The organism is Verrucomicrobia bacterium CG1_02_43_26 (assembly GCA_001872735.1).
GTDB lineage: Bacteria > Verrucomicrobiota > Verrucomicrobiia > Opitutales > CG1-02-43-26 > CG1-02-43-26.
Genome location: MNWT01000005.1, coordinates 1 through 17349, shown reverse-complemented (window position 1 = coordinate 17349; position 17349 = coordinate 1). Strand labels below are relative to the sequence as shown.

The window sequence follows — 17349 nt, the reverse complement described above, 5'->3', positions numbered from 1 at the left end:
TTTTTTAGAATGTATCATTAATTTAATTAATAAAGCTTATGCCCCTATCTACGGTTGATATTGTTATTATATGTGTGTATTTGATGGTGGTTTTGGCTGCCGGGTTTTACTTTGCGATACGTGGGGGGAGCGCGCAGCGCTTTATGGATGCAGGAAGGTCGCTTTCGGCTTGGGTTGTCGGGTTTTCGTTGTTGGGGACGTGGATGAGCAGCATTACCTTTCTGGCGTACCCTGCGAAGACGTTTGGGGGGAATTGGTCTCCCTTTCTCTTTGAGCTTGTGCCGCCGCTTATGGCTGTTATTGCCGTTATGTATATCATTCCGTTTTATAGGAAATCAGGGCATATTTCGGCGTATACGCATTTAGGGGAGCGGTTTGGGCCTTGGGCTTGTATATACGCGGTGGTGTGCTTTTTCTTGACCAAGATGGGCCGGATTGGTGTTATGATGTATTTGGTTGCAGTGGCGCTGACACCGTTGACAGGGTGGAGTAATACCTGGGTGATCATTGTTGTGGGCGTGGTTGTGACGGCGTACACCTATTTTGGTGGTATTGAAGGCGTGATCTGGACGGATGTGCTGCAGAGTATCGTATTGATGACGGGCGCGGTTGTATGCGTTTATTTTATTTTTGCCAAGATGCCCGGTGGAGCTACGCAGGTGTTTGAGATTGCTAAAGCGGGTAACAAGTTTAGCTTCGGGGAGTGGGATTTAAGCCTGATAAAGCCTACAGGGCTGGTTGTGATCCTGTATAGCATATCGATTAACTTTAGGTGGCTGTGCATTGATCAGTCCTTTGTGCAGCGGTATATGGTGGCTAAATCGGATAAGGCGGCTACAAGAAGCGTGTGGATTGGTTTGTTGATGACGGTGCCTGTTGCTGGGCTGTTTTGTTTGATTGGGACAGGTTTGTACGCCTTTTATACTGCTCAACCCGGGTTAGTGACGGCGGCTGGAGACGTCTTTAATAACAATGATGCTGTATTGCCCTACTTTATTATGAATGAGCTACCCAGTGGCGCGGTAGGCTTCTTGATAGCGGCTATATTGGCGGCGGCGATGAGTAGCATAGACTCAGACTTGAATGCAGCGGCAACCCTGTTTCTCTGTAATATATATAAACCCTATGTGTGCCTGAATATGGAAGTTTCCGATCGGGAGTCTAAGAATGTGCTTCATGCTGTATCCCTTATTCTAGGCGGGTTGGCGATTGGTATGGCATTTTGGTTGACGCATATGGAAGGAGCCATTTTGGATCTGTGGTGGAAGCTTTCAGGCGTTTTTGGAGGAGGAATCTTGGGATTGTTTTTGTTGGGGCTTATTTCTAGAAAGGCAACAAGGCCTGTGGCTATATGGGCTGTAGTGCTTGGGGTGGCTACGATCATTTGGATGACGGTATCCCCGGGTTGGACTGGCGATTGGGCCGCTTATAAAAGCCCCTTCCACAGTTTCATGATATCTGTAATGGGGACGGCCGTGATCTTAGTGGGCGGTTTGTTCCTTACGATTTTTGTACAAAATAAACGTAAGACAGGGCAGACACCAGGCTTTAAAGCTTAATTTTAAATCGTTTATTTTTTAAAGCTATTTACTATCCGATTGCGGTTTATTTGGTTATTTTTTGATCATTAATTGTTCATTATTTCGCTATTTTTTAGTAATTGGAGGGCCGGTTTGTTTCACCTGAAACAAACATGGGGGCCTTGAGTGAACATAAGTGCACTAATGGAAGGAAAGCTTGGGGTAGGAGAGGTTTCTTGAGAAACGAAAATGGCAGGAATTTTTTAGTGGACATTATCTGCTTAATGAAGTGCCATCGAGGTGTTGCGAGGGTATTTTTGGAATGCTTCCCGATTGACTGATTTAAGAAAATACTGAGGGTAAGAGGGGGATGCCGGTAAGGGGGTGAGGAATTGAGATGTTAAGGGAATTGCAAAACAGTACCTAAAGTGATCAATACTACAAGTCTCAAGACAGCTTACCTTTTTGGAATAATGAAATCTAGAGCTGATTTACAGTAAGTTTCCGAATTCAGGTTTAATGAGCGACGCCATGGCCCTTATCCTTTAACGTTAGGAATTATCGGAAGTTGGCCGCTTAAGTTGCCATGACAACAAAGGCCAATAGGTTTTTTGCGTTAGGAAAGAAAGAGCAGAATTAATATTAAAGCAAGAGCGCCAATGATGAAACCAACACGCGCCATATCCTTTGTCGTAAAAGCATTGGATGCGTAAGCGAGGGCATTTGGGGGGGTGCTTACAGGAAGCGCCATAGCCGCCGAAGACATAAAAGCGATACTGAGAGCAATCTGCAGCACATTACTAGACCCCGGGAGATTGGGGGCGATCGCGATACCAATAGGGAGAAGGAGATTGGCCGCTGCGGTGTTCGACATAAATGTACTCAGTGTATACGTGATGAGAAGGATAGCAATGAGGCAGGCAGTAAGCGTGAGTGGGTTATTGAAGGCGAGTATGAATTCAAGGAAAATGGTGTCTAAATGAGTTACTTGAATGCCTGCTCCCAGGGAGATACCACCTGCGATAAGGATAAGGACACTCCAGTTGATCTTGTTTATTTCGGCGCGAGTAATGATATTAGCAATCGCCAGGGCAAGAATAGGAAAAATGACTACAACCGGTGCAGGTAGGTTATGAAGTGGCTCGGTTAGCCAAAGCAAAATGGTTATGCTGAAAACAGTAACGACATACCAAGCTCGGGGAGTCATACTCTGCCTGGGAATAGCAAGATGAGATAGAGGCTCCTGTGGACGGTAAAAGAAATAAAGCAAGAGCCAACAGGCCAAAAGGAGTATTAGCATAATCGGCGAAGCAATAAAAATCCATTTAATGAAGCTAATTGAGTGGCCGGACTGCTTGATGTAACTGAAGGCGAGTGCGTTAGGAGGAGTGCCAATGGGAGTTCCCATGCCCCCAATATTTGCGGCAAAAGGGACAGCGAGGTAGAGCGCTTTGCGAAAGGGATCTCGATCACTAAGCGCTGCGGTTAGCGGAGCGACCAAGGCGATCATCATCGCACAAGAGGCAGTATTGCTCATCCACATGGAAAAGAGGGCAGTTACCAGAATGAAGCCAAGGAGTACCTGGCGGGGTTTATTGCCGAAGACCTGAATAATAAGCGAGGACATTTTTTTATCCACACCCTCTTTTATTGCGGCCTGAGCCATCAGAAGCCCTCCAAAGAAAAGAAAAACGACAGGATCAGCGGCGCTGGCAAGGATTGAGCGAAAAGAGGGCCCCGGGGTATTTTGAAAGCCCAGGTAAAGCCAGTTACCGGGGTTAGCAAAGAGGATTACCTGAAGCCCTATAACAATCAGGGCTGTAGAAAAGAGGGGTATAGCTTCTGTCGCCCAGAGAATAGCGGCAAGAAGGAAAATGCCCGCCATAAAGGAAGCTTCACGGGGCAATGGGGTTTGTGTGAGCAACACAAAGGATAAGGCCGTAGAGAAGATGAAAGCAAGAAGTACATAAAAGTAGCGGGGCATTGGCCTAAGGTTAATAAATAAAGACAGCAGGTAGCAAGCGTTTCCGCATCACGTAACACGGTAAACTAGTTGTTTTGATTTGCATAGTAGTTGCGCAGGGTTATGTCTTTAAGCATGATTTTTTCTTCAGAGCTCAATGATTTTCCTTTGAGCATTTCAATCAAAAGAAGATTATCGGAAGAAAGTTGCTGAACATTTCTTTGTGATGTCATTTTTGGTCCACGAGGTATTCTTGGGTTTAGTTTATTCAATTGGATAAACTTGTCTGGATCGATATCTGATTTTTTCCATAATTTATCAAGCATCTTATCCATTTCTTTAACGTTTATGGATATTTTTTTGTGTTTTTGTTTCGTTTCTATTTTGCTTTCTTCTATTTTTGAAACCTGCAGCTTTGATTCATTAAGCGGTTCTATTTTCTTAACAAATTTTACCGGAGCCAAGTTATCCTCTTCGATCACGATGTCCTTGTTTACGGTGACGATCTTTGAATCATCGATGCTTTTGAGGGTGACACGTTCTTTTTCTAAATTTAAGTTAGGTTTGCTTTTGGTGTCTTTAATTTTGGAACGGGAAGGAAAGAACGGCCTTTTGCTTTTGGTTTTCTTTTTAACGAGAATGAAATCACCTGTTTCCGTATCTTCATTAAAGAAGTTCTGGTTAGGTAGAACGATTTCTTGAACGTTGTTTACCGAAGGCTTAATGGTTTTAGTGATCTGTTTTTCTGTCTTAATGTCTTCAATGATCTCTTTCTCTTTTACCTCGGTTACGATTTTTAGATCTTCCTTAATAGGGGTGAGATTCTTCACCTGTTTTTGATTTTTCTGAGAAGATTTATTTTTGGGAGGTGTTTCAAATTGTTTCATTATTTCTTCGAAGCTTCTTGTATCCCTGGTTTGATTTGACTTTAGGAGAAGCGGTTCCTTTTTTTCGTCGTTAGGATTGATATGTTTCAGCCATAGATCCAGGTTCTTGAAAAGATTTTTACTCTCAAAGGTAGCTTTGAATTTTTTATTGAAGAGCTCGAGATTCTTTTGGCCATTTGTTTTAATTTCATCGATAACGATATTATTGTCTAGATTAGAGTAGTGTAGGCTTTCGATGACGAAGTGTTGAATTTTTGCATGTTCGCAGAGAAACGCCTGTAATATCGGCAAGACTTGAGCTCCGCTGACAGGAAAGACCTTCCATACCAGAATATCTCGTACTGTATCTATAATGAGAGACAGTTTTTCATCGTCTGATTTACATGATTTAAGATTTTTGTCAAAGAGCTCAGCAATTTTGATGAGGATAGTTTTAGAGCGGATGAAATCATTTTCATCAAATTTTTTGTTAAAGAGCTTATCTTTAGGGTGTTTCAGGTTCTCTAGACTGAATGCGGTATTATAACGTTTATTGAAGTCGGTAAGGAACTTTTCTTGATTTTCAAGATCGGTGGGCGGCAGGATGATTGAATCGCTTACATTGAACGCACCCGGATTATCCAGGTAGTAGATAGCTAGGTTGGAGCCTTTAGTCATTGTAATCATAGGCCTATGCGCTGTGAGCAATTCTTGGGTGTGCTTTTTTATGTATTCCTGAAAAGATTCTTCCGGCTTTAAGCTATTGTTCAGCATGATTAATTGGCTTTCCAGATAACCCTTCGCAAACAATTCCAAAGAAAAGAGATTCGGCATGTGGAGAAATAGATCCGGCAAAACGAAAGGAATATCCCGTTTAGTACCATTATTGTTTTCGAATTCAGTTTTTAATTGATAGAGGCTCTGTAAGGCATTGAGAACGACTGTTTGATCTTTGCTGATATATGCTGGCTCAATTGTATTATTCTTAGCCTTAAGCCAATCAAGGAATTTTAAGAGGTTATTGCCAAATGCCAGGCTTAATGCGCCTTGCCCTTTATGGATCTGCATTAGATCGATTGTTTTTTTGTGTTTTTTTAAATATTGAATGGCAAGGTTGGTATTTTCGTTTCCATCTATGAGGAAATTAAAGTCCAGCTTTTTATTATCTTGAACAAGAGTCCTGTAAAAATCGTAGACATCATTTTCTTCATCGTTCGTGATGGATGCCTTGGTGACCCCTGTGAATGTCTTGAGCGAGAGTTCGTATTTACTTTCTTTATACGGATCGATTGCCGGGAGCATATCCAGTAAATTATACATTTCTGTGCTCGTTGCAGTGTTCATGATGGCTATGTAGGTGAGGTCGATCGCTTTTTCTTTTTCCTTTTGGGTGAGGGTTTCGTCATCCCCTTTTTTTACGGAAAACTTGAATGTTTCCGGATCTACGATAATGATGTGGTTTTCGGACAGCAGCATTTTGCGAGCCTCTTCAATTATCAATACATTTGTTTCATTAATTGACAGGAGGGTATTTTTATCCAATGAAATATTCGTTTCCTTAAATTCGCCTAAGAGTTCTTCATCCGCATATAACGAGTGCGATGTGAGGAACTCTAAGAATTGGTCCTCTTTTTGGAATGCGAGGGGATTTAAGTTCTTCAAATGACCTTCTATTGATTGTAACTGATTTTCTGCTAAACGCTTTGCTAGCTGAGTCAATATAAGGAATTTGGCCAAGCCAAACATTGCGGGAACTTTGTTATTTATATGCTTGATGGAAGTGAATACTGCCTGAGTTATCTTGATAACTAAAGCGGTCCAAGAAGGATAGGAGGGTTGTTTTGTGATAGAGAGTGAGAAATCAGTATCTATCTTTTTCAAGATCTCGCCAAGCGAAGTAGGTGGCTTTGTACCCTCAGGATATTTCCAATCAGAGTACACGGTTGTTTCGTGACTAAGCTTTTCTAGAACAAATTGAACATTTTTTGCATTGCAAAGTTTTCTTATAGACTTGTGCGAGAGGTTAACCGGTATAGGCAAGTTATTTGAAATGTAGCAAGCGAGAGAAACCAGTATGAAGAAAACGGGGTCAGTCCCTAAGGCTTCCATCTGGCAAGCTTCATCTGTAGCTAATGTAAACAATAATTGGGAGATATGTTTCCAGGGGTTCTCCGGATTCCTTCGGATAGCTACTTCATATATTTTAATGGCTTTAAGAATGGGCTGTGGGATGACGTTTTTTTCGTTTTCGTAGTTCTGAATGATGGTTGTTATCATTTCCAAAGAACTGTCCTCTTTCTTTTCCTTATAATCTAGAATACATTCTTTTATGGATTTTAGAACCGAAGGATCTATGGGGTTATCGGCCTTTTGCTTTTCACATTTATTGATGATATTCGTGATTTTTGTAACGATAAAATCACTACCGCCATCCTTATTATTGTCTATTACTGCGTTAATTTCAGCAAGGTATGAATTTTTAAAGCCCCACAATTCATCTTCTTGCCAGCCATAGTCGCATCTTAAGTGGGCATCGCTTTCGTTATCTTGTTTTAAATCAATGTTTGCGACATATGCTGGAAAGGAGGATTTTAGAGTGTTATTAAGGATGGTGCTTAATGACCGTTTGGACTGAGTTTCTATTAGAATAGAATGAAAAAGGCATAGGATCCTCATGGTATCGTATGCGCGGCAGCCATCTCTTTTAAAAATGTCTATGCGATTTTTTAAGCCTTGATCTCTTGTGAAAAGCTTGGGGTAATCAAACAAATCAAGGCCTGATAAGCTTATTATTTTTTTTTCTTGGACGTAACTGTGTATTATAAAGCATTTAGCTAGTACGGCCTTGAGGTAAGGATTTGAGTTTTTGAGAACTAGTTCGATGATATTCGCTTCTTTTTCGTTCGCATTTTCATAGCGATTGATGAGTTTTAGCAACTTTTCGAATTCTTGCCTTAGCTGGTTACTGAATTCCACATTGAAAGCCAATCGGTAGGCAAAGAGCTTTTCTGGGGGAAAGTTTAGGAAGGTTTTTGTGTCATCGAAGTTAACCGCAACATTGCCTTCGAATTGAGAGACCATGTTTTCCGTTATTTTGGGAAACGATATATTTAGAAGTTTAAACGGTGCTTGAAAAGATTTTATAAAATATTGGATGCGCTTTTTTTCTACGCTATGTTTGATGTTTAGGACATCACGCAGCATTAACGGTTTGCTGCTTTTTGAGTCAAATAAGGCCTTATACTCTATGAAAATTTCTTGAGCGATAGGTGCGTGCACTCCATCAAATATAGCACACCAGAGGAAATTTCTGGCAGCTTTGAATCCTATAATTTCTTCCTGAGTGTGCGTTTTATTGGTTATTTTGCGGCATGTGATGTGAGATTGATTATTAATTTTCCTATGTGACAAACAGAGATCGTTTACCTCATCTTTGTGGTTCTTTAGAAACTCAGGATTGATAAATTGTTGAAATTGGTTAAGCGCATATTGAGGGGAAAAATTAGTATACATAAGGTAAGATAATATGAATATGGGTTTTGTTTGAGTATGCTGCTTGTTTGACCAGGAAAAAAGCCTGGACAAGCGATTCTAGGGTAAACTGCTAAAGGTGATATGCAAGCCCTTTTTTAGCCAGGGGCGCAAAAGGGAGTCCCGTAGTACTAGGTACATACGGGACTCGTAGGGGTGAGTTGGGGTAAGGAAGTCTTAGTGGTCTCTGCGAGACAACATGAAAAAGTAGAGCAAATTGGCTAAACTTGCTACAAAAGCTGCAACGTACGTTAAAGCGGCTGCGTTTAGGGTTTGGTTTACACCCGGCATTTCACTTTGTTGTAGGATCCCTAAACTCATCAATTCTTTTTTTGCGCGCCTACTGGCATCATATTCTACGGGTAACGTAACTAATTGAAAGACAGTAAGTATAAGGTAAATGATAACCCCTGCTTTAATCAAGCCTAATATTCCAAGAAAAAAACCGCCTAAGATAATAAAGGGTAATAACTGAGAGGCAAAGTTTGTGACGGGAATAAGCGCGGATCGAAATTGTAGCGGAATATATTTCTTTTTGTGTTGGATAGCATGCCCCGCTTCGTGTGCGGCAACACCTAAAGCAGCGAGACTTGTTCCGTGAAAATTCTCTTCACTGAGTGCAAGGCGTTTGTGAAGTGGGTCATAATGATCTGTTAAATGGCCTCGTATGGGAACGATCTCGACATCATGTATGCCTGCTTTTCTCATGACGGCATCCGCGGCTTCGGCGCCGGTAATTCTGCCGAGTGAAGGGACTTTTGACCAATGGGAGTAAGTCCGTGATATCTTCGACTGAGCCCATATGGCCAGGATGAGAGGGACGATAATCAGTAAGAGTATTGTCATATATAATTATGTTTGTTGTTGGTATGGTTTAAAGTAAACCGGAGCGTTCGAGGAGGGCATTCATGTCCGGCTCGCGACCCATGAAGTTGCTAAACAATTCATCCGCGGGCCTGCTGTTACCTTTGCTTAACACCTTTTCACGAAATTCCATGCCGACCTTTGCGTTTAGGATGCCCTCTTTTTTGAATTTCGAAAACGCATCCGCCTCGAGTACTTCAGCCCATTTATAGGAGTAGTAGCCGGAGGCGTAACCGGTTGGGTTACTGAATAAGTGGCCGAATTGACGGGTTATGTTAGGTGCTTTTGTTTGATAAGGAATGACATAGGTTGCTAAAATAGTGTCTACCAAATCGTCTAAATTTTTATCGGCAAAACGATCGTAGTGTAGGTGGAGCTCCATGTCCATCTTGCCTAGAGATAATTGCCGCATGGTGATGATGGCAGATAAATGATTACGAGCCTTTGTCATTTTATCAAACAAATCATCGGGAATGCGGTTGCCGGTTTCGTAATGTTTAGCAAATAAATCCAGACTTTCGCGCTCCCAAGCCCAGTTTTCCATGATTTGTGAAGGCAACTCTACGAAATCCCAAGCGACTTGTACGCCTTGTAGTGATTTTACGGGTACATTGCCTAAGGTGTGGTGGAGTAGGTGGCCGAATTCGTGGAAAATGGTCAAGACCTCATCATGTGTGAGCAGAGCAGGTTTACCCTCGGAAGGAGGTGTCATGTTACCACTGATGCAACCTAAATGAGGTTCGCCGGGGATGCCGGTAATCAAGTCTGTCATCCAGGCACCGCCGCGCTTTGCATCCCTAGGGTGCCAGTCTGTGTAAAACGAACCTAAATGCTCACCATCAGCATCAAAAATATCGTAGCATTTAACATCCTCATGCCAGGCCTCAACGTTTTTGTTTTCTTTGATTGAAATATTGTAGAGCCTTTGAACAATTTGGAACATGCCGGCCATGACGTTATCAATGGCGAAGTAAGGGCGTAAGCTTTCCTCATCAAAATCATAATAAGCCTTACGGTGTTTTTCAGCCCAGTAGGCGAGCTGCCATGGTTGGAAGTGCTCTTGTGCGGCGTGCGTTTCCTTTGACTTGAATTTTTCTAAGGCATCTACCTCATTTCTGAATTGAGATTCAATACGATCGTGAAAATCGTTAACAAATTTTAAGGCATTTTCACCCCCCTTGGCCATGCGGCGCTTGAGAATAAAATCTGGAAAATGAGGGTTGCCCAGGAGTTGGGCCTGTTCGTGGCGAAGGGCTAGGGTGCGCCAGATGAGTTTTGTGTTGTCGTAGGGCTCTTTTTTGCCGATATCGCCGTGGGCGGCCCAGAGTTTTTTTCTCAAATCCTCGTTGTCTGCATATTGAATAACAGGAACATAGGACGGAGCCTGGAGGTTAAAGAAAAATTTGGGGGCTTCCTTTGAGCCATGGCCTTTTTTAAGAGCAGCTTCTTGGGAACGCGCGATTGCAGATTCCGGTAAACCCGTCAGCATGCTACGATCATCGGTTACGAATTCCCAGGCGTTAGTGGAATCCAGGACGTTTTCGGAAAATTTTTGGGTGACCTCGGCCAACTCGGCATTGATTTTTTTAAGCTTCTCTTTGTCAGAAGAGGATAGGTTAGCGCCCTGTTCGATGAAATCGGCTACGGTCTCTTCCAGGAAACGCTTTTTGGGGCCAGTTAATTGTTTAGCCTCTGCTGTCTCCGAGTAGGTGCGGATGACGTTCCACAGTTTATCATTTAAATAAATTTGGGTAGAGAACTCGGTTACCTTGGGCAGCATTTCGTTGTAGGCATCCCGAAGTTCCTTGCTGTTATTAACGGCATCTAAGTGGGAAATAAAACCCCAGGGGCGAAATACAGCTTCCTTGGCATCTTCAAACGCAAGGAGAGTGCTTTCATAGGTTAAGTGATCGAGTGGTTGGTTTGTGATGGCTTCGATTTTTGTGCGAGCGTTGAGAAGCGCCAGTTCCATATCCGGCTTGATGTGCTCGGGTGCCATTTTTGACCAAGGGATAAAGAAGGAAGTGATGAGAAATGGATGCAGCATAACGTGGTATTCTTAAAAGAATCATAATACGTCAAATATAAAACAGGCTCAAGGGAATATTGAGCACTGTAGTTCCCTTTTACGTTTGTTTAACGCAGTTTTTGAATGCGTTCAGGCGACAAACCATCAAGTTTGAGATACGCAATAACGTTTTTAACAGATTCATCGTGTTCATAGTTTCTTGCGTCACCCAAGGGAGTATCACCGTTATTATTTCTTTGTAGTAGAAGTTCTTCGATTTGATTAACGTTAAAATAAACATTCATGAGTTCCACTACAACGTCTTCCAGATGCCCCTTATAAGCCGCAATATGTAAAGGCGTGTCGCCCGTTTCATTTTTTTGCAACAGGAGTTTTTTAATTTCCTCTACGGAAGAACCCTTATTTTCAAGTCCAGTAATGTACTGGTCCAAAGTACCCTTTTTAGCGGCTAAAAACATTTCCTTTCGGATGGTTTCATTTGTTGAGGACTCATTTATTGAGGACTCCTTGTCGATATTGGTTTCCTCTTTACTATGCTTTATCCAGGTGCAATTTTTGAGTACTGTATTTTCGATGGAAGATATTTCCGTTTGAATTCCCTCATGATTAAGTGACTCCAGTGATTCCCAAGATGCGCCTTCCGGTAATGAGGCTTCGATTTCGAAATTGTATTTTTCCTTTTCGCGAATGGACTTATACATATCAAAGTCTTCTATGTATTGGTCACCCGGCCAAACTTTGCTTTCCCAGGGATCGCAAACCCAAAAGGGTTTTTCGGGGTGTTTCCAGTTTGCAGGGTCATTAATATCGGTGTTCGGGTCTCTTCCAATGATCAAGAAGACGTGATCAATGTCATTGTCGTAGACCAATTCAAGCCCGCGCACACCATTGTTTGCGAGATAGTCAAAAGCTACAGTGGCCATTGGACCGCAATTACCCACGTTTAGTAAACGATGAATTTTAGCATTTATCATAATCCGCAACAGACATCCCTTGCCTCCAAGTTTTTCTTCAAATTCTTTTACTTCGGAGGGAAATTTATTGTATATCTCATTCTCAATCCATAGATATTTACAGGAATTGACAATTTGAGCATAGTCATAATCAATTTGGGAAACTTTTCCGTCAACGCTCAGAAGATTATACAGCTTGTACTCTTCAATTTTGCGATTGGTTGATACCATTCCTAGTTCTTCTCGAACATAATTTATAGCATCCCCCGATTTTATAAAATTGGTTTTATAAGTTTCATTTTTTATAAAATTACTTTTCTTGAAAGAATTATCATTTTCCTTTGACAAGTTTAGGAGATGATATCCTTTTTTTGAGGTAACTTTATTCATAGTAGAAGATAACTCTGTTTTGAGTTAAAATCAAGTGGTCGAACAACTTGATTGACTAGGCGAATTAATCAAGTCGTTGATTACCAGTAAGAAATGAATATTCAGGGCTATCAGAGAGCGAATCGCTGAGTTTTGAGAGATGGAATTTCAATTTAAAAAATCAAGAAGTCACAGCACTCTTTGACAGGGTAGAACGTGGTACGATTGTTTTGATCGACCTATACTAAATTAAAAAAAACTCTAAGCATTCACCTCAAGCTCAGGCCATTGGGCGAGCTTACGGTGAAGGGTTCTTCTGCTGATGCCCAGACGCTTAGCGGCCTCGGTCTTGTTCCCGCGGGATTCGATTAAGGCCTGTTTTACGAGATCCTTTTCATTTTCAGCGACAGATAAGGTGTGAGGGCTGTGCGTATTTTGTGTAGACTTTTCTGTCTTATTGTTGGTGGGGATTTCTTTTTGTAGAAAGCGGGGAGGGAGATCCCTTTCTGTGAGCTCTCCGCCTTGGTGCATGACGACAATGTTTTCGCAAAAGTTACGGAGCTCTCGAATATTACCCGGCCAATAGTAGTGGGTGAGTATGTTGAGCGCTGAGCTGCTTATGGGAACCGGTTTTAAATAATTTTCTTTGCTGAAACGATCTATGTAATGGTGAACCAGGATAGGGATATCCGCCTTTCGAGCTCTTAAGGGCGGGAGTGTGATGTTGACAACGTTTAGCCGGTAATAAAGGTCTTCCCTAAAGGTGCCTTCTTTGACCATTTCTTCCAGGTTTCTATTGGTCGCGCAAATGAGACGTACATCAACCGGAATGGGTTTATTGCCGCCCAGTCTTTCTACCATACGGGTTTCCAGGAAACGGAGTAATTTTACTTGGGTTGAGGCATCGATCTCTCCAATTTCATCTAAAAATAAAGTGCCCCCGTTGGCGGCTTCGAAACGACCTGTGCGGCGTTGTGCGGCTCCCGTAAAAGCGCCTTTTTCGTATCCGAATAATTCGCTTTCAAGTAGGTTGCTTGATAGTGAAGCGCAGTGGACGGGTGTGAACGATGCGCGAGCCCTGGGGCTGTTTTGGTGGATCATCTGGGCAAAAAGCTCCTTGCCTGTACCGGTTTCCCCGTATAAAAGTACGCTAGCTTTTGAGGGCGCTACGCGTTTAACCTCATCAATCACTTGCAGGAGCGGTTTTGAATGGCCGACAATCTCTTGGAAACTAAATTTTTGATCTAGCCGCTTATGTAGCACCACATTTTCTTCTTCAATGATGCGGGATTTAAGCGCTCGTTTGATGATGATTTCCAATTTTTCTAAATTGACCGGTTTTGTTAAAAAATCAAACGCGCCGCGCTTCATGGCCTCAACCGCGGTTTCTACGTTTCCGTAGGCGGTGATCATGATGCAGATAGGTTTGTTGGGAAGCGTTACCGCTTTGTCGATAACGGATAGGCCGGATTTATCCGCCATACGCAAGTCCGTCAAAATAACATCAAACTCCTCGCTCTCCATGAGGCGGAAAGCCTCATCGGGGTTAGCTGCCAGATAAACATCATACGTATCGTCCAGCGCTTGCAAAAGCCCCTCGCGAGTATTCTTTTCATCTTCAACTATGAGCACTGAAGCCGGCATGTTTTTATTGTATCGGGTTGCGTAAGATTTTACAAGCCACCCATTTTTGAAACAAGGCTAAATTCCTCCCTTGTGACTGGCTGGATGGAGAGCCGTTGGCCTTTTTGGACCACCTTCATATCCTTTAGATTATCATTTTCTTTAAGCGCCTTTAAAGAGACGAAGTTCTTGAACTCGCTTTTGAAAGTAACGTTTACCATAAACCATCTGGGGTTATCCGGGGACGATTTTGAATCGAAGTACGGCGATTTAGCATCCCATGAAGACGGATCCGGATAGGCTGATTTTGTGATTTCTACGATACCCGCAACACCCGGCTCAGCACAACTGGAGTGGTAAAAAAGCGCCAGATCGCCCACTTGCATATGGTAGCGCATGAAATTACGGGCTTGGTAGTTACGCACACCATCCCAGCCTTCTGTTTGACCGGTTCGCTTCTTTAAATCATCAAAAGAAAACGTGGAAGGCTCGGATTTAATCAACCAGTAATTTTTTGCCATCAGTATTTGGTTTAAAATGCACGACCTTCTCGAAGCCGCAGGCTAGGCCAGTTGCTTCATCTATGCTGATGATGCAACCGTGGAGTTGGACGTTGTCTTTTGCAACAGAGAATCTACGCGGCATACCATCAAAAAAACCTTCTATGATGGGATCCTTTTCCGAACCGATGACAGAGTCATAGGGGCCAGACATGCCGACATCTGTCACATAAGCTGTGTTATGATGTAAGAGGCGTAAATCCGCAGTCGGCACATGAGTATGCGTTCCCAGAACAGCCGCTACTTTACCGTCCACAAACCAGCCATAGGCGATCTTTTCAGCAGTCGCTTCGGCATGGATTTCGCCTAAAATAGCATCCGTTTGTTCGCTGAGATGAGGCAGTAATTTTTTAGTCGCCTCAAAAGGGCAATTTGCCCGTATCTTCATAAAAGTGCGCCCGAGCATGGTGTATACCCCTAGCCGAAAGCCACCCTTTTCGATAACGAGATAACCTTTACCCGGAGCCTCGCAGGGGAGGTTAGTGGGCCGACAGACATAAGGAATTTTATCAATAACCTCGCTAAAGCCACGTTGATCCCAGACATGGTCTCCCAGCGTAATGGCATCAACACCTGCATTGTGAAGTTCTTCGCAAATGCCTTGGGTGACACCCGCGCCGCCTGCTGAATTTTCCGCATCTGCGATCACGAAATCGAGATTATGACGTTCGATGAGCCCCTTAACGGAATGAATGACAATATCCCTTCCCGGTCGGCCAAAAATATCGCCTATAAACAGAACCTTTTTCATACGCGATCGGCTAGAAAGGCTCTGAGAGATAAGTATCCCAGAAATGGATCATTTGCTCCTCTGTGGGCAACTCCTTACATAAGTCTGTGACCTGCATACGGTGCTGTATGCTTAAGTAAGGTAAAAGCTCAAAATGCCGCCACTGGTGGTATAGATAGTCAAAGCGATTACGCACCTTTTTCTGATAAGCGTAGAGCGGCCTCCAGAAATGACGTGAATCGGAACGACACAATAAATCGGCTAAAATGGTACACGATTCCAGAGTGAAGCCTAAGCTGGCTGGGCTTTTGGGGTGAAACGCATAAGAAGAATCTCCCAACAACGCGAATCGCCCTTGCACGATATCCTGCACGTTATATTGGTAAATAGACTCATGTGTTACAAAATGGGCATCCTTGAGAGACTTGAGTACTTCGGGCACATGGCCCGCGAAATCCTTAAACGCAGCCCTTAAAAGCGTCAAGGAATCCTTAGGCGGGATATCCTCAATCTCCGCGAACTTACAACTGGCCTGGCCATAGAGGACATCGCCATACGGGAATACGGAAAAATTTCTGTCAGCATGCCAATATTCGGTACGGCCGTTAATATCAATAGAGTTTCTATCGAGTGCAAAACGCCATATGACGTACCCTGAGTATGAAATGCCGATACGCCCAAAAACCTTCTCACGTATTCCGGATTGCGCTCCATCACAAGCAATCACGTAATCATATTGTTCCTGAGAGTCATCCGACAAACGCACCTTAACTTCATTTTTGCTCGGTAAAAGCTTTGACACCGAGAGCCCCTTGACGAGCTGTTTATCCGTAAAACGCTCTGAGAGAATATTGATCAATCTTTCCTTGGGAAGAACAGCAATGGGGCCATATTTTTCAATAATAGAATCAAACGAAATTGTGCGCAGTAAATCGCCCCTGGCGTTATAGATATGGTAAGATCGGATGAGTTCACTGGCATCGAGCACAGCTTTGTATAAACCGGTACCCTTAAAAACATCTGCTGCATTAGGAAAAAGAATAGAAAGCCCCTTGGACTTTGCTATATCAAGCGATTTTTCCATAATGGTCGGGTTAAACCCCCTTTGTTTCAGCAATGCGCCAAAGGATAGCCCTGTGAGGCCCCCGCCGACAATCAGCACCTTTTGCTTAGAACCGTACCGAGCCTTTTTGGGCGCAATATTCGGGCGACACTCCTCTGGTAATGTATGCTCAATGCCCTCTTGGATCCAGGCCCAAGCCAATTTTCTTTCTTTGCTTGAAAAGTAACGGAAATTTTTCCCAAACCAAGGGCTAAAAGGTTTGTCTAAGAGGATGGCCTGTTTATCGAGGTCTGTTTTTACGACAAATGCGGTGCGCTCGATCTTAAAACTATTTTTTACCCCAAAAATAAAATCATCAAACGTGGCATGCGTATCCCACCCGTCCCAATTATCAAGTTCGATCAACAAACGTATCTTACCAAACTTATGGATGCGCTCCTCCAGGTAAGGTACAAGCTCTCGGTACTCACTGTGGGACAGTTTCCCTGTTAAAGTAATGCCAATGATATTAGCGGCGCTGCGTTTTTTAATTCTGTGCATCTTGGAGCCTATTTGGGCGGTTTATATTAATTTTAGGGCAGGAATTTAAAAAAAACAATAGGCAAGGTTGAGTATTTTGTGAAAATGCTCTAAATAAAGGGAAAATACTTATTATGAATAATTCTCCAGAAATACAAAAAAGGAAGCCATTGATCATGAGAAGATTTCAGGTAAGGGAAATTAAGATTCCAGAGAAAAAACTGGCATACCCTTTTAATCGGGTTGTAGAAGAGTTGATTACTGAAAAAAAGGAATTGTATGATAAGCGAGAACTTATTCGGCAGAAGAAGAAGATTTACGAAAGGCAGATCGTGGAGCAACGGATTATTCTCGCTGATATAGTGGATCAATTGAAAGTGCTTGAGTCTAACATACAGGATGTGAGTAGTTATCTCGAAAATGGAGAGCCCTTAAGTGAAGAGACCGCAGAAAAGTTAAGAAAACTAGAAATAGAAGTTGACAAGCTAGAAACAGACGGGTTTGAAAGAGAGAAGTCCGTGTTGGAATCCTTGGATAAGATCCAGGAAATTGAAGAACTGGGTAATGATTACGACTCGAATGACGAGGCAAAAAAGAGTTTAAAAAAGGTAAGTAAAGAGATGTAATGAAGGAGTGGTTCAAGAAACGATCAAATGCTATCATTGCGGGAGTGAAGATGTTGTAAAAAACGGAAAGGCACCGAATGGGAAACAGAAGTACAAGTGCAACGCCTGTGGGAAACAGAGTCGGGAAAACCCG

General features: G+C 42.7%; 11 protein-coding genes. 2 read left to right on the top strand and 9 right to left on the bottom strand.

Annotated elements, in window-relative coordinates; all coding sequences use genetic code 11:
* The first annotated feature begins 38 nt into the window (after nt 1-38).
* Nucleotides 39-1559, top strand: a complete 1521-nt coding sequence (locus AUJ82_00805; GenBank protein ID OIO60551.1) for a hypothetical protein — start codon at nt 39-41, stop codon at nt 1557-1559.
* A gap of 577 nt (nt 1560-2136) precedes the next feature.
* Here the strand turns inward: AUJ82_00805 and AUJ82_00800 are convergent.
* The 9 genes from AUJ82_00800 to AUJ82_00760 form a co-directional block, all read right to left on the bottom strand.
* The gene (locus AUJ82_00800) at nt 2137-3504 is read right to left on the bottom strand and encodes a hypothetical protein (protein ID OIO60550.1); all 1368 of its coding nucleotides are present in this window, start codon (nt 3502-3504) and stop codon (nt 2137-2139) included.
* A 65-nt stretch (nt 3505-3569) separates the two neighbouring features.
* Entirely contained in the window at nt 3570-7862 is a 4293-nt protein-coding gene (locus AUJ82_00795) for a hypothetical protein (protein ID OIO60549.1), read from the bottom strand.
* A 195-nt stretch (nt 7863-8057) separates the two neighbouring features.
* Nucleotides 8058-8726: a peptidase gene (locus tag AUJ82_00790; GenBank protein ID OIO60548.1), complete on the bottom strand. Its 669-nt coding sequence runs from the start codon at nt 8724-8726 to the stop codon at nt 8058-8060.
* Nucleotides 8727-8754: 28 nt separating this feature from the next.
* The gene (locus tag AUJ82_00785) at nt 8755-10791 is read right to left on the bottom strand and encodes an oligopeptidase A (GenBank protein OIO60547.1); all 2037 of its coding nucleotides are present in this window, start codon (nt 10789-10791) and stop codon (nt 8755-8757) included.
* Nucleotides 10792-10880: 89 nt separating this feature from the next.
* The gene (locus AUJ82_00780) at nt 10881-12116 is read right to left on the bottom strand and encodes a hypothetical protein (GenBank protein OIO60546.1); all 1236 of its coding nucleotides are present in this window, start codon (nt 12114-12116) and stop codon (nt 10881-10883) included.
* A gap of 240 nt (nt 12117-12356) precedes the next feature.
* Entirely contained in the window at nt 12357-13739 is a 1383-nt protein-coding gene (locus AUJ82_00775; GenBank protein OIO60545.1) for a transcriptional regulator, read from the bottom strand.
* A 29-nt stretch (nt 13740-13768) separates the two neighbouring features.
* On the bottom strand, nt 13769-14239 hold the full coding sequence (locus tag AUJ82_00770) for an EVE domain-containing protein (GenBank protein OIO60544.1): 471 nt from the start codon (nt 14237-14239) through the stop codon (nt 13769-13771).
* Nucleotides 14214-15029, bottom strand: coding sequence for a metallophosphoesterase (locus AUJ82_00765; protein ID OIO60543.1), 816 nt, complete (start codon nt 15027-15029; stop codon nt 14214-14216). The genes AUJ82_00770 and AUJ82_00765 overlap by 26 nt, the downstream gene beginning before the upstream one ends.
* Before the next feature lie 10 nt (nt 15030-15039).
* Entirely contained in the window at nt 15040-16611 is a 1572-nt protein-coding gene (locus AUJ82_00760) for a hypothetical protein (GenBank protein ID OIO60542.1), read from the bottom strand.
* Nucleotides 16612-16724: 113 nt separating this feature from the next.
* Here AUJ82_00760 and AUJ82_00755 point away from each other — a divergent pair, with 113 nt between their 5' ends.
* Nucleotides 16725-17216, top strand: a complete 492-nt coding sequence (locus AUJ82_00755; protein OIO60541.1) for a hypothetical protein — start codon at nt 16725-16727, stop codon at nt 17214-17216.
* Nucleotides 17217-17349: the final 133 nt, after the last annotated feature.

Excerpts from the sequence above, each read along its gene's own strand:
- AUJ82_00780 (OIO60546.1), bottom strand. The coding sequence starts at position 12,116 with ATGAATAAAGTTACCTCAAAAAAAGGATATCATCTCCTAAACTTGTCA.
- AUJ82_00760 (OIO60542.1), bottom strand. The coding sequence starts at position 16,611 with ATGCACAGAATTAAAAAACGCAGCGCCGCTAATATCATTGGCATTACT.
- AUJ82_00795 (OIO60549.1), bottom strand. The coding sequence starts at position 7,862 with ATGTATACTAATTTTTCCCCTCAATATGCGCTTAACCAATTTCAACAA.
- AUJ82_00790 (OIO60548.1), bottom strand. The coding sequence starts at position 8,726 with ATGACAATACTCTTACTGATTATCGTCCCTCTCATCCTGGCCATATGG.
- AUJ82_00775 (OIO60545.1), bottom strand. The coding sequence starts at position 13,739 with ATGCCGGCTTCAGTGCTCATAGTTGAAGATGAAAAGAATACTCGCGAG.
- AUJ82_00770 (OIO60544.1), bottom strand. The coding sequence starts at position 14,239 with ATGGCAAAAAATTACTGGTTGATTAAATCCGAGCCTTCCACGTTTTCT.
- AUJ82_00800 (OIO60550.1), bottom strand. The coding sequence starts at position 3,504 with ATGCCCCGCTACTTTTATGTACTTCTTGCTTTCATCTTCTCTACGGCC.
- AUJ82_00785 (OIO60547.1), bottom strand. The coding sequence starts at position 10,791 with ATGCTGCATCCATTTCTCATCACTTCCTTCTTTATCCCTTGGTCAAAA.
- AUJ82_00805 (OIO60551.1), top strand. The coding sequence starts at position 39 with ATGCCCCTATCTACGGTTGATATTGTTATTATATGTGTGTATTTGATG.
- AUJ82_00765 (OIO60543.1), bottom strand. The coding sequence starts at position 15,029 with ATGAAAAAGGTTCTGTTTATAGGCGATATTTTTGGCCGACCGGGAAGG.
- AUJ82_00755 (OIO60541.1), top strand. The coding sequence starts at position 16,725 with ATGAATAATTCTCCAGAAATACAAAAAAGGAAGCCATTGATCATGAGA.